The organism is Paenibacillus sp. BSR1-1, assembly GCF_030403775.1.
In the GTDB taxonomy this organism is placed as follows: domain Bacteria; phylum Bacillota; class Bacilli; order Bacillales; family Cytobacillaceae; genus Neobacillus.
This window is the reverse complement of record NZ_JAQMWQ010000001.1, coordinates 265,271-277,247: the sequence shown is the minus strand read 5'-3', so window position 1 is coordinate 277,247 and position 11,977 is coordinate 265,271. Positions and strand designations below refer to the sequence as shown.

Genomic DNA, 11,977 nt, shown 5'->3' with positions numbered 1-11,977 from the left:
TTCCTTAATGAATAGTGAAAATTTCTGTTTTTTTGATTACAGAAAGTGACACACTTTTAGTCCTCTACTACGTTATACTTTTTCGTAACAGATTAATAGAACTGCCAATAAGGAGGAAGCTGTTTGGTTGTGTATTTAGATGTAATTTGGGCTCTTAACTTGTTTTTTGATAGCCTTCTTCTTTATTTAACAGCTATTTTTCTAAAAAGGAGAATACGAATCTGGAGATTATTGGCAGGAGGATTTATTGGCTCACTAATTATTCTATTAGCCTTTACTCCAATAAATGTCTACTCAAACCATCCAATCGCAAAACTGTTATGCTCTGTCATGATGGTACTTGCAACTTTTGGGTATAAACGGTTGTCTTATTTTCTAAAAGCACTAATGACGTTATATGTTGCTACTTTTTTAATTGGTGGAGCCTTATTAGGCGCCCATTATTTCATTCAATACAATCCTGAGTTAACCACAAAGGTCTTGATGTCGAGTGTGAAGGGGTTTGGTGACCCAGTCAGCTGGCTATTCGTCCTGATTGGTTTCCCTGTTGCCTGGCACTTTTCAAGGAGACATATGGAAGGTATGGAAATGACGAAAATCCAATTTGAGCAAATCGTAAATGTCAGCTTGAAAATAGGCAGTGAAACATTTGTTTTTAAAGGATTAGTTGATAGCGGCAATCAACTTTATGACCCGCTTTCAAGGCTCCCGGTAATGTTTGTATCCATTAAAAATCAATTGGATGCTATTCCCGAGCAAATCAAGAAAATTGCTGCAGATCCAGAACCGTTGATAATGGGGAGCGGGGAGGTTTCGGATGAATGGCAAAATAGACTAAGAATTGTGCCTTGCCGGGTGGTGGGACAAGAGCATCAGCTCATTGTGGCCATTAAGCCCGATAACATATTAATCGAACAAAATGGAGACCAGTATTTATGCGAAAAGGGTCTTGTATCCTTCACGATGCAGCAGCTTTCGGCAGATGATGCCTTTCAATGTATCGTTCATCCGAAAATGTTGACAGGACCAAAGCAGCAAGGAGGGACCGTGAAGGTAAGTTAATAATACTATACTCAGAAAAACATATTTTAGAAGGAGGAACAAGAATGAAAAAGTGGAAACTTCGCTTATCCTACTATTGGTATAAAATATTGATAAAATTAGGTTTAAAAACAGATGAAGTATATTATATTGGCGGAAGCGAAGCATTGCCGCCTCCTTTAAGCAAAGATGAAGAAGAGATGCTGTTAAAGAAGCTTCCTGGCGGTGACAAGGCGGCAAGGTCAATTTTAATTGAAAGAAACCTGCGTCTCGTTGTCTATATTGCCAGAAAATTTGAAAACACAGGCATTAATATCGAGGACTTAATTAGCATTGGCACGATAGGTCTGATTAAAGCGGTCAATACTTTTAATCCTGAAAAGAAAATCAAACTTGCTACATATGCTTCAAGATGTATTGAAAATGAAATCCTAATGTACTTAAGGCGTAATAATAAAATCAGGTCAGAGGTTTCGTTCGATGAACCATTGAATATTGATTGGGATGGGAATGAGCTTTTGTTATCAGATGTACTGGGCACTGATGATGATATCATCACCAAGGACTTAGAAGCCAATGTAGACCGGAAGCTGCTTACTAAAGCTTTGCATCAGCTAACCGATCGTGAAAAACAAATCATGGAGCTTCGCTTTGGCTTAACTAATGGCGAGGAAAAAACGCAGAAGGATGTAGCCGATATGCTTGGAATTTCCCAATCCTATATTTCACGGTTAGAAAAAAGAATTATTAAAAGATTACGAAAAGAGTTCAATAAGATGGTTTAAGAAATTTTTTTCTACCAAAAAAAACCTATTATTTCGTGATTTTGTAGCATTTTTCGACAATCATGCACCTGTCCACTCGTTTGGACAGGTGCATATTTTTCCTCCTCAAGGAAATACTGTTTTTTGTACAGCAGCTCCTGTGAGGAGGAAAAAGAATTGACTCGAAATAAAGTTGAAATTTGCGGTGTGGACACATCAAAACTTCCTGTATTAAAAAACGAAGAAATGAGAATTCTATTCAAGCAAATGCAAGAGGGCGATATATCCGCCAGAGAAAAGCTCGTCAATGGAAATTTGCGCCTTGTACTAAGCGTGATACAACGTTTTAACAACCGTGGTGAATTTGTTGACGATCTATTTCAGGTAGGCTGTATTGGTTTAATGAAATCGATTGATAACTTTGATTTAGGTCAAAACGTAAAGTTTTCCACTTATGCCGTACCAATGATTATTGGAGAAATAAGAAGATATTTGCGGGATAATAACCCTATTCGTGTGTCCCGCTCCTTAAGGGATATTGCGTATAAAGCCCTTCAGGTTAGGGAACGACTCATGAGCGAAACCTCACGTGAACCGACTGCTGAAGAAATCGCGAAGGTTTTAGAGGTACCACATGAAGAAATTGTCTTCGCCCTCGATGCCATACAGGACCCAGTGTCCCTATTTGAGCCAATCTACAATGATGGCGGCGACCCGATATATGTTATGGATCAATTAAGTGATGAGAAAAATAAAGATATTCACTGGATCGAGGAAATCGCTTTAAAAGAAGGAATGCGTCGATTAAACGAGCGGGAAAAATTAATTTTGCGTAAAAGATTCTTTCAAGGTAAAACACAAATGGAGGTCGCTGATGAAATCGGAATTTCCCAGGCGCAGGTTTCCCGATTAGAAAAAGCAGCGATAAGACAAATGAATAAGAATATCCAAAGCTAAGCTGTCCAATGGGGGCAGCTTTTTCTGTTACTAAATCGACCAGCACAATCATATATTCTTTAATAGTACAGGAACTGGGAGTGGTATGTGTATGGTTAAAATTTCAGATTTCCAGATAAAAGATGTGGTAAATGTAGCAGATGGCAAAAGGCTGGGCAATATTGGCGATATTGAGATAAACTTAACCACTGGAAAAATAGAAGCAGTCGTAATCTCTGGCAGCGGGAGGGTGCTGGGCTTTTTTGGGAAGGATGAGGACATCGTCATTCCTTGGAAAAATATCATAAAAATTGGTGAAGATGTCATTTTGGTAAGGCATAAAGGAAGTGTAGAAAAAATTTCTGAGGAAGCAGAAGTTTAAGGTTTGTTATTAGCGGTGACCAATTTTTCAATTCATGATAAACTAAAGAAAAACATTAGAGGTATGAACATGGAACCCTTTGTTTTAAAAAACAATTCAATATTATTAATTGATACCTGGACCGAGCGATATCCTGGACTTGTTGCCGGAATGACAACGAAAAACGGGGGAACAAGTAAAGGGAACTTTGAAACATTAAATCTCGGCTTTCATGTTAATGATAATGTTAATGATGTAGGTTCGAACCGAGAAATAGTTTCTGACCTTCTGGATTTCTCTATAAATAATTGGGTAGGTGCCGAACAGACCCATGATACTTTTATTAAAAAAGTTTCAAAAGCAGATCGAGGTCTAGGGGCAGCTTCCTATGACCAGTCTTTCAAGGGGACGGATGGTTTTTATACAAATGAAGAGGGAATTCTTTTAACTCTTTGTTTTGCTGACTGTGTCCCTCTTTTTTTTATTGCTCCACAGGCACGTATGATAGGGGCAGCCCACGCTGGCTGGAAGGGAACAGTTGGAAAAATAGCAGGAAAGATGATTGAAGCTTGGCAAAAAGAAGGTATAGCCCCTGAACAGATATTTGTAGCAGTCGGGCCATCAATTTGCGAAAAATGTTATATTGTGGATGATCGTGTCATTAACTTAGTTGAAAATACACTAGAAGATGTCGAAGGAAAACCATATAATCTAATTAGGGATGGTCAATATTCTTTGGATTTACGTGAAGTGAATCGGCAAATTCTTCTAAAAGCGGGGATCCCCGCTAAAAATATTAGTGTAACTGGATTTTGCTCAAGCTGCCATCATGATATATTTTTTTCCCATCGTCGTGATCAAGGCAGAACTGGAAGAATGTTAAGTTTTATTGGCTGGAAGGAGACTAACGATCATTTATGAAGGTAGCAGCAAAGTTAGAACAAATCAGACAACAAATAAATGAGGCATGCCTAAAAGCAAATAGGGAACCTGAAGAAATAAAGTTGATTGCCGTAACGAAATACGTTAGCACCGAAAGAGCGAAAGAAGCATTAGATGCGGGCATTTATAATCTGGGTGAAAATCGTGATGAAGGACTTCTTGCAAAGTGGGAAGTGCTGCAGGACAAGCCCATTTGGCATTTTATTGGATCACTTCAGACTCGAAAGGTGAAAAATATTATTGATAAGGTTGAATATATTCATTCATTGGATAGACTTTCGCTGGCTGAAGAAATTAATAAACGCGCGAAACGGAAGATAAAGTGTTTGGTTCAAGTAAATGTATCACAGGAAGAATCCAAACATGGATTGACTGCAGATGAGGCAATAACGTTTATTGAATCCCTCAAACCCTTTGAAAATATAAGTGTAGAGGGTTTAATGACGATGGCGCCATTTACGGATGATGAAATGGTTCTGCGTGAATGTTTTCGAAAACTGAGAGAACTTCAGGAACAAGTAAAGGCATGTAATTTAGATTTTGCTCCATGCACAGAGCTTTCAATGGGAATGTCCAATGATTTTACGATTGCGATTGAAGAAGGAGCTACAATGGTAAGAATTGGCACTGCACTTGTCGGTGAAGATGGTTAGGAGAGAAAAAAATGACGATTAAATCGAAATTAAAAACATTTTTCTTTTTAGATGAAGAATATGATGATAACAATGATAATTATATTGAAGCAGTTGAACCCATAAAACAGAAAAAGCAGCCTGTTAAACCACAAAATGTTGTTAGTCTGCAAAGTGTCCAAAAACCTGCAAATTCCAACACTTCTTCTAAAGGATCAAAAGTAATATTAGTTGAACCACATGCTTATGCTGAATCAACTGAGATTGCGGACCATTTAAAAAATCGCCGCGCAGTAGTGGTGAACCTTCAGCGCATCGATAATGAACAAGGCAGACAAATTGTCGATTTTTTAAGCGGTGCTGTTTATGCTATCGGCGGTGACATCCAGAAGATCGGCACGAGCATTTTTTTATGTACCCCTGATAATGTCGAGGTTTCAGGAAATATATCGGAACTTTTTCCTGACTCTGAAAATCAAATAACGAGGTGGTAAAATAAATGGATTTTATTTTTAGTCTCCTTTCACAGTTATTATCGATTTATTCGTGGGCATTAATTATTTATATATTGATGTCTTGGTTTCCAAATGCAAGGGAGACAACAATTGGCCGATTTCTTGCCAACATTTGTGAACCTTATTTAGTTCCATTTAGAAAAATAATTCCTGCCATTGGAATGATGGACATTTCACCAATTGTTGCTTTCTTAGTCCTAAATTTCGCTCAAAGCGGCCTTAGCACTTTATCTAGATGGATATAAAAACTGACCCTAGGTTGTGTATACAAGAATGAACATATATCAGCATTTCCGTCCAGAAGAACGGGACTATATCGATCAGGTATTACATTGGAAGAATATTGTCGAAACTCAATATACTGCAAAGCTAACGGATTTTCTTGATCCTAGAGAACAGTACATTTTAACCATGTTAATTGGTGAAAATAACGATGTAAAATATACCTTTTTTGGGGGCGGCAATGGGGTCGAAAGAAAAAGAGCGTTATTGCAGCCTGATTATTTAACGGCCGAACAGGCTGATTTTCAGATTAGCCTGTTTGAAATTGATTATCCGAAAAAGTTTGTCACAATCGAGCATCGTCAGGTCTTAGGAACCTTAATGTCCTTAGGGTTAAAGCGCGGTAAATTTGGTGACATCTTAACCAATAATGACCAGATTCAATTTTTCGCTGCTGCGGAAATCAGCGAATATATTAAGAGTAATTTGCAGACAATTGGCAGGGCTGGGGTTAAATTGGTGGAAACGCCGCTCGAAAATGCCCTTAGCCTTCAAGAAGTCTGGGAAGAAATTGAATTAACAGTATCTTCATTACGACTGGATGCAATTATTTCTAGTATTCATCATCTCTCCCGGCAAAAATCACAACTTTATATACAACAAGGGCTTGTTAAAGTTAATTGGACATTAGTCGAGAACCCTTCATTTGAATGTCAAGCCGGGGATATGATTTCAGTTCGAGGACATGGACGAGTTAAAATTATGTCTTTAGACGGGAAAACAAAAAAAGAAAAATGGCGAATTACTGCCGGAAAACAAAAATAATTCAATTTTATGCAGGATTTTCGAAAAACATGTCGAATACTTCCTTATACATATATTAGAACCAGATTTATGGAGGTGGCATCATGCCGTTAACGCCGTTAGATATTCATAATAAGGAATTTAATAAAGGGTTTAGAGGCTACGATGAGGACGAGGTTAATGAATTTTTGGATCAAGTGATCAAGGATTATGAATTAGTTCTCAGAGAGAAAAAAGAGATGGAAGAACGTTTAAATGAAATGAAAGAGCGGCTGGGCCATTTTACAAATATTGAAGAAACACTTCATAAGTCTATCATCATTGCTCAAGAAGCTGGTGAAGAAGTAAAACGTAACGCTCAAAAGGAAGCGAAGCTCATTATTAAGGAAGCCGAGAAAAATGCGGATAGAATCGTAAACGAATCCCTTTCAAAAGCAAGAAAGATTGCACTTGAAATCGAGGATTTAAAAAAGCAATCTAAAGTATTTCGAACTCGTTTTAAGATGTTAATTGAAGCGCAGCTTGATATGCTGAATACAGATGATTGGGATCACTTATTAGAATACGAAGTGGATGCCACAGAATTAAAAATCCACGAAGAAGAAGATTCATTAGCTTGACGAAATATGTTAAATTAGCATATAATTTTTTAACAGATTATACTGAATAGATGGCAATTGACGATGAAAGGGACAGTACAATTTTTCAGAAAGCTCTTTTAAGCGAGCCGGGGATGGTGAAAGCCCGGTAAAGCAGAAAAATTGGAAAATCACCCTCGAGTCCTAAGGTCGAACTTCTAATGGAAAAGTAGATCTTGGCGTGTTATTCACGTTACGAATCTAAAGAGGATAGAACGAGTATACCCGTTCTATTTATCAGGGTGGTACCGCGGGAATCAAACCTTCTCGTCCCTATTTGGGATGAGAGGGTTTTTTTATTGGTCATTTGGCTATTCTGTTTCTATGAAAGTATCAGGAGGAAAAGAAAATGGAATATAAAGATACGTTATTGATGCCGCAAACGGATTTTCCGATGCGGGGCAATCTTCCACAAAGAGAGCCGGAAATCCAGGCGAAATGGGAAGAGATGAATATTTATCAAAAAGTGCAGGAGCACACAAAGGGGAGGCCAATGTTCGTCCTGCATGATGGACCTCCATATGCAAATGGTGATATCCATATGGGGCATGCTCTTAATAAAATCTTAAAAGATATGATCGTGCGATATAAATCAATGAGCGGCTATCATGCTCCATATGTCCCTGGCTGGGATACACATGGACTGCCGATTGAGCAGGCATTAACGAATAAAGGTGTTAAGCGTAAAGAAATGACAGTAGCTGAATTCCGTCAGTTATGTACTACCTACGCACTTGAGCAAATTGATAATCAGCGGACACAATTTAAACGTTTAGGTGTTCGCGGAGACTGGGAGAATCCATATATAACTCTTAAGCCGGAATACGAAGCCCAGCAAATTAAGGTATTCGGAGAAATGGCGAAAAAGGGCTATATTTATAAAGGTCTAAAGCCGGTTTATTGGTCTCCATCAAGTGAATCTGCTTTAGCAGAGGCAGAAATTGAGTACCAGGATAAGCGTTCCCCTTCCATCTATGTTGGCTTTAAAGTCAAAGAAGGAAAAGGTGTCCTTGATACGGATACACAAATTGTAATCTGGACAACAACTCCTTGGACGATTCCGGCAAACCTTGGAATTTCAGTGCATCCTGACCTGACCTATGTCGTGGTTTCTACTAATGGGAATAAATTTTTAGTGGCTGAGGCCCTCTTGGAGGCTGTTACAAAAGAAGTTGGCTGGGAAAATGTCACTACAGTCCAAAAGGTAAAAGGATCAGAGTTAGAAAACATTGTTGCCTCTCATCCGTTATACGGCCGTGATTCTTTAGTCATGTTAGGGGAACATGTTACAACTGATGCTGGTACTGGCTGCGTTCATACTGCACCAGGCCATGGGGAAGATGACTTCCATGTTGGTCAAAAGTACGGTTTAGAAGTTCTTTGTCCTGTTGATGACAAGGGCTATATGACGAGTGAAGCTCCTGGATTCGAAGGCGTATTTTACGAAGAAGCCAATAAGCCAATTGGTCAGGCTTTGGAAGAAGCAGGGGCATTATTAAAGCTTACTTTTATTACCCATTCCTACCCGCACGACTGGAGAACAAAAAAGCCGGTTATTTTCCGTGCTACTGCTCAATGGTTTGCTTCTATCAAAGACTTCCGCAGTGAACTTTTAGAAGCGGTGAAGGAAACAAAGTGGGTTCCAGCATGGGGAGAAACACGACTATTTAATATGGTTCGCGACCGTGGTGACTGGTGTATTTCCCGTCAGCGCGTCTGGGGTGTTCCAATTCCTGTATTTTATGCGGAAAATGGTGTGGAGATTATCACTGACGAAACAATTGATCATGTATCCAACCTTTTCCGTGAACATGGATCAAATATCTGGTTTGAGCGTGAGGCAAAAGATTTACTTCCAGAGGGCTTTACTCATCCAGGAAGTCCAAATGGAACTTTTACAAAAGAAACGGATATCATGGATGTTTGGTTTGATTCAGGTTCTTCTCACCAAGCTGTTCTCCTTGAGCGGGAGGATTTAGTTCGTCCGGCTGATTTGTATTTAGAAGGATCTGACCAATATCGCGGCTGGTTTAACTCATCTTTATCAACAGCTGTAGCTGTGACCGGAAAGGCTCCGTATAAAGGTGTATTAAGCCATGGGTTTGCACTAGATGGTGAAGGCAGAAAAATGAGTAAATCATTAGGTAATGTTGTTGTGCCTGCAAAGGTTATGAATCAATTAGGTGCTGATATCCTTCGCTTATGGGTTGCTTCTGTTGATTATCAATCAGATGTTCGGGTATCAGATGCAATTTTGAAGCAGGTTGCTGAGGTTTACCGAAAAATCCGTAATACATTCCGTTTCCTTTTAGGAAACTTAGCAGATTTTGATCCAACATTGGATAAAGTGGCCTATGAAAACTTGCGTGAAGTCGATCAATTCATGCTTGTTAAATTAAATAAACTCATCAAATATGTTCGGAAAGCATATGAAAATTATGAGTTTGCTGGGATTTACCATGCAGTAAATAATTTTTGTACCCTTGATTTAAGTGCTTTCTATTTAGATTTTGCCAAGGATGTCCTTTACATTGAGGCCGCTGACCATCAGGACCGCAGAGCAATTCAAACTGTTTTGTATGAATCCTTGCTTGCGTTAGCAAAACTGGTTTCTCCTATCCTTTCCCATACAGCTGATGAAGTGTGGAAATTTATTCCAGCAGTTCAAGAGGAAAGTGTTCAATTAACAGATTTGCCAGAATATGTTGATCTTCCAGGAGCGAAGGGTTTAGAAGAGAAATGGACGGCATTTATGAAGCTTCGTGATGATGTATTAAAAGCATTAGAAGAAGCACGAAATGAAAAGGTTATTGGAAAATCGTTAACGGCTAAGGTGACCTTGTACGTTAATGATAATACAAAAGCCCTTCTCGATTCGATTGAAGAAAACCTGCAGCAATTATTTATTGTTTCAGGCTTTGAAGTAGCAGGTGTATACGATCAAGCACCTGAGAATGCGCTGAAATTAGAATCAGCCGCTATTGTTGTCACCAAGGCAGAAGGTGAAACCTGTGAACGCTGCTGGGTTGTAACACCTGATGTAGGTCAAGGCCAAGATCATAAAACACTTTGCCCTCGTTGTGCACAAGTTGTTAAAGAAAACTATTCACATTTAGCATAAAATCATGAAGCCCCGTGGAAACGGGGCTTTTAATATTTTCCTTCTCCGTTAATTGTTGTTGTTTGTGACAAATGTTTGACCGTGTCAGAAAAGAGCTTGAGGAAATAATATTACAAATGACAAAACGGAGGTAACAACTATGAATGCAACGCAGGAACAGCTGTTTTTGGAACTCCGTCAAACGAAAGAAGAAATTGAAATTTCATTAAAAAACAAACAAAAAAAAGATTGGTTGACAAACATTTTTGAACAAGAATTGGCTGATATTAATTGTGCGATTCAGAAGCTAAAGGATGGAAATTTTGGTCAATGCGAAATTTCTGGGGAATTTATACCGGATGATTTGTTAAAAATGGTTCCTACCTTAAAGACCGTAAAAGATTCAGAGTTACTAGAGATATTTTGTAAAAAAACGATTCATTAGTCATTTTTATGATGTTACATTGTCGTTTTACGATTAAGTATGCTAAAATGCTAAGGATAAGTCTAGGCGAAATGTGGGGGATCTTAGTGTTTTATTACTTAATCGCTTTTTTTGTAATTATTTTGGACCAATTTACGAAATGGTTAATTGTAAAAAATATGTACTTAGGTGAAAGCATTCCAATCATTGATAATATTTTGTACATTACATCCCACCGCAATCGCGGAGCGGCATGGGGGATTCTGCAAGGTCAAATGTGGCTTTTTTATGTAATAACGATTCTTGTTATTGCTGGCATTATGTATTATCTTTACAAAGCTGCTAAAGGTAAATGGCTATTGGGAGTTTCACTTGCTTTTATGCTTGGTGGTGCTATTGGTAACTTTCTTGATCGATTAATTCGAAAAGAAGTTGTCGATTTTATCCACACATATATTTTTAGCTATAATTTTCCTGTCTTCAATATTGCTGATTCAGCATTAGTAATAGGAGTTATTTTATTAATGATTCAAATGCTTCGAGAAGAGAAGGAATCGAAGGAGAAGTCTTATGGAGAAAATGGAACACACCATTCTTGAAGAGGAAAAAGGGGATCGAATTGATAAAGTCATCTCGAGTCTCGATGAAGAATGGTCAAGAACACAAGTTCAGCAATGGATTAAAGATGGAAATGTCTTAGTGAATGGACAAAAAGTGAAAACAAATTATAAATGTGCACTGAAGGATGAAATTGAAATCACCATTCCTGATCCAGAAGAATTAGATGTTATTCCGGAAGAGCTAGACCTGGAAATTTATTACGAGGACAAGGATGTTCTGGTAGTAAATAAGCCTAGAGGTATGGTTGTTCACCCCGCACCGGGACATATGACGGGGACATTGGTGAATGGTCTAATGGCGCATTGTAAAGATTTATCCGGTATTAATGGGGTGTTAAGACCGGGGATTGTTCACCGGATTGATAAAGACACTTCCGGACTTTTAATGGTCGCCAAAAACGATATGGCTCATGAAAGTCTCGTCAATCAATTGGTTGAGAAAACTGTAACTCGTAAATATAAAGCAATTGTTCATGGTGTTATTCCACATGATTTTGGAACCGTTGATGCCCCGCTGGGCAGGGACACAAAGGACAGACAAAGTATGGCAGTGGTTGATAATGGGAAGCATGCTGTTACGCATTTTCATGTGATTGAGCGCTTTAAGGATTTTACCTTTGTTGAGTGTCAATTAGAAACGGGGAGAACCCACCAAATTCGCGTTCATATGAAATATATCGGCTACCCGCTTGCAGGGGATCCTAAGTATGGACCGAAGAAAACGCTTGATATTGGGGGACAGGCGCTGCATGCCGGAGTGCTTGGCTTTATACATCCTAGAACAAATGAATATTTAGAGTTTGAAGCAGCACTTCCTGAAGATTTTGAAAGGCTGCTTGACCAGCTTCGAAATAATCGTTGACATTATTTTAGTATTATTGTAAGATAACTATAGCTTAATAAGCCTTTAAATTCAGTCCCGTGAGGCTGAGAAGGAACGGTTACTAGTGAGGGGGAAATCTATACCCTTATTAGATG

14 protein-coding genes and 1 other annotated feature are annotated in these 11,977 nt (G+C 38.6%); all 14 genes read left to right on the top strand.

All coding sequences use genetic code 11. The annotated features are described in order from the left end of the window. Positions 1 to 129: 129 nt before the first annotated feature. The 14 genes from spoIIGA to PH210_RS01250 all read left to right on the top strand — a co-directional run bounded on the left by spoIIGA (position 130) and on the right by PH210_RS01250 (position 11,861). Positions 130 to 1,062: a sigma-E processing peptidase SpoIIGA gene (gene spoIIGA / locus PH210_RS01315; RefSeq protein ID WP_483312074.1), complete on the top strand. Its 933-nt coding sequence runs from the start codon at positions 130 to 132 to the stop codon at positions 1,060 to 1,062. A gap of 44 nt (positions 1,063 to 1,106) precedes the next feature. Then, positions 1,107 to 1,826, top strand: coding sequence for an RNA polymerase sporulation sigma factor SigE (sigE, locus tag PH210_RS01310; RefSeq protein WP_223588615.1), 720 nt, complete (start codon positions 1,107 to 1,109; stop codon positions 1,824 to 1,826). A gap of 156 nt (positions 1,827 to 1,982) precedes the next feature. Beyond that, the gene (sigG, locus tag PH210_RS01305) at positions 1,983 to 2,762 is read left to right on the top strand and encodes an RNA polymerase sporulation sigma factor SigG (RefSeq protein ID WP_040204876.1); all 780 of its coding nucleotides are present in this window, start codon (positions 1,983 to 1,985) and stop codon (positions 2,760 to 2,762) included. 91 nt (positions 2,763 to 2,853) lie between these two features. Then, the gene (locus PH210_RS01300) at positions 2,854 to 3,123 is read left to right on the top strand and encodes a YlmC/YmxH family sporulation protein (protein ID WP_289982343.1); all 270 of its coding nucleotides are present in this window, start codon (positions 2,854 to 2,856) and stop codon (positions 3,121 to 3,123) included. Positions 3,124 to 3,192: 69 nt separating this feature from the next. Further along, positions 3,193 to 4,023 carry a peptidoglycan editing factor PgeF gene (gene pgeF, locus PH210_RS01295; protein ID WP_289982342.1) on the top strand — a complete coding sequence of 277 codons (831 nt, stop codon included), beginning with the start codon at positions 3,193 to 3,195 and terminating at the stop codon, positions 4,021 to 4,023. After that, complete coding sequence (locus tag PH210_RS01290; RefSeq protein WP_289982341.1) at positions 4,020 to 4,697, top strand: YggS family pyridoxal phosphate-dependent enzyme; 678 nt, start codon at positions 4,020 to 4,022, stop codon at positions 4,695 to 4,697. Before pgeF ends, PH210_RS01290 begins: the two co-directional genes overlap by 4 nt. Positions 4,698 to 4,708: 11 nt before the next feature. Continuing rightward, positions 4,709 to 5,170: a cell division protein SepF gene (locus PH210_RS01285; protein ID WP_289982340.1), complete on the top strand. Its 462-nt coding sequence runs from the start codon at positions 4,709 to 4,711 to the stop codon at positions 5,168 to 5,170. A gap of 5 nt (positions 5,171 to 5,175) precedes the next feature. Continuing rightward, positions 5,176 to 5,436, top strand: coding sequence for a YggT family protein (locus tag PH210_RS01280; protein WP_289982339.1), 261 nt, complete (start codon positions 5,176 to 5,178; stop codon positions 5,434 to 5,436). A 28-nt stretch (positions 5,437 to 5,464) separates the two neighbouring features. Next, on the top strand, positions 5,465 to 6,238 hold the full coding sequence (locus PH210_RS01275) for a YlmH family RNA-binding protein (protein ID WP_289982338.1): 774 nt from the start codon (positions 5,465 to 5,467) through the stop codon (positions 6,236 to 6,238). A gap of 83 nt (positions 6,239 to 6,321) precedes the next feature. Continuing rightward, a complete protein-coding gene (locus tag PH210_RS01270) occupies positions 6,322 to 6,837 on the top strand; it encodes a DivIVA domain-containing protein (protein ID WP_223588605.1) in 516 nt (171 codons plus the stop codon). Between the two features lie 54 nt (positions 6,838 to 6,891). Beyond that, positions 6,892 to 7,133, top strand: a binding site (T-box leader). 71 nt (positions 7,134 to 7,204) lie between these two features. Next, positions 7,205 to 9,976 carry an isoleucine--tRNA ligase gene (gene ileS / locus PH210_RS01265; protein ID WP_289982337.1) on the top strand — a complete coding sequence of 924 codons (2,772 nt, stop codon included), beginning with the start codon at positions 7,205 to 7,207 and terminating at the stop codon, positions 9,974 to 9,976. A gap of 139 nt (positions 9,977 to 10,115) precedes the next feature. After that, complete coding sequence (locus tag PH210_RS01260) at positions 10,116 to 10,400, top strand: hypothetical protein (RefSeq protein WP_289982336.1); 285 nt, start codon at positions 10,116 to 10,118, stop codon at positions 10,398 to 10,400. A gap of 86 nt (positions 10,401 to 10,486) precedes the next feature. Further along, complete coding sequence (gene lspA, locus PH210_RS01255; protein WP_289982335.1) at positions 10,487 to 10,978, top strand: signal peptidase II; 492 nt, start codon at positions 10,487 to 10,489, stop codon at positions 10,976 to 10,978. Beyond that, complete coding sequence (locus tag PH210_RS01250; protein ID WP_289982334.1) at positions 10,950 to 11,861, top strand: RluA family pseudouridine synthase; 912 nt, start codon at positions 10,950 to 10,952, stop codon at positions 11,859 to 11,861. Before lspA ends, PH210_RS01250 begins: the two co-directional genes overlap by 29 nt. Positions 11,862 to 11,977 lie beyond the last annotated feature (116 nt).

Excerpts from the sequence above, each read along its gene's own strand:
- PH210_RS01300 (WP_289982343.1), top strand. The coding sequence starts at position 2,854 with ATGGTTAAAATTTCAGATTTCCAGATAAAAGATGTGGTAAATGTAGCA.
- sigE (WP_223588615.1), top strand. The coding sequence starts at position 1,107 with ATGAAAAAGTGGAAACTTCGCTTATCCTACTATTGGTATAAAATATTG.
- PH210_RS01250 (WP_289982334.1), top strand. The coding sequence starts at position 10,950 with ATGGAGAAAATGGAACACACCATTCTTGAAGAGGAAAAAGGGGATCGA.
- ileS (WP_289982337.1), top strand. The coding sequence starts at position 7,205 with ATGGAATATAAAGATACGTTATTGATGCCGCAAACGGATTTTCCGATG.
- PH210_RS01290 (WP_289982341.1), top strand. The coding sequence starts at position 4,020 with ATGAAGGTAGCAGCAAAGTTAGAACAAATCAGACAACAAATAAATGAG.
- PH210_RS01285 (WP_289982340.1), top strand. The coding sequence starts at position 4,709 with ATGACGATTAAATCGAAATTAAAAACATTTTTCTTTTTAGATGAAGAA.
- PH210_RS01260 (WP_289982336.1), top strand. The coding sequence starts at position 10,116 with ATGAATGCAACGCAGGAACAGCTGTTTTTGGAACTCCGTCAAACGAAA.
- pgeF (WP_289982342.1), top strand. The coding sequence starts at position 3,193 with ATGGAACCCTTTGTTTTAAAAAACAATTCAATATTATTAATTGATACC.
- PH210_RS01275 (WP_289982338.1), top strand. The coding sequence starts at position 5,465 with ATGAACATATATCAGCATTTCCGTCCAGAAGAACGGGACTATATCGAT.
- PH210_RS01280 (WP_289982339.1), top strand. The coding sequence starts at position 5,176 with ATGGATTTTATTTTTAGTCTCCTTTCACAGTTATTATCGATTTATTCG.
- PH210_RS01270 (WP_223588605.1), top strand. The coding sequence starts at position 6,322 with ATGCCGTTAACGCCGTTAGATATTCATAATAAGGAATTTAATAAAGGG.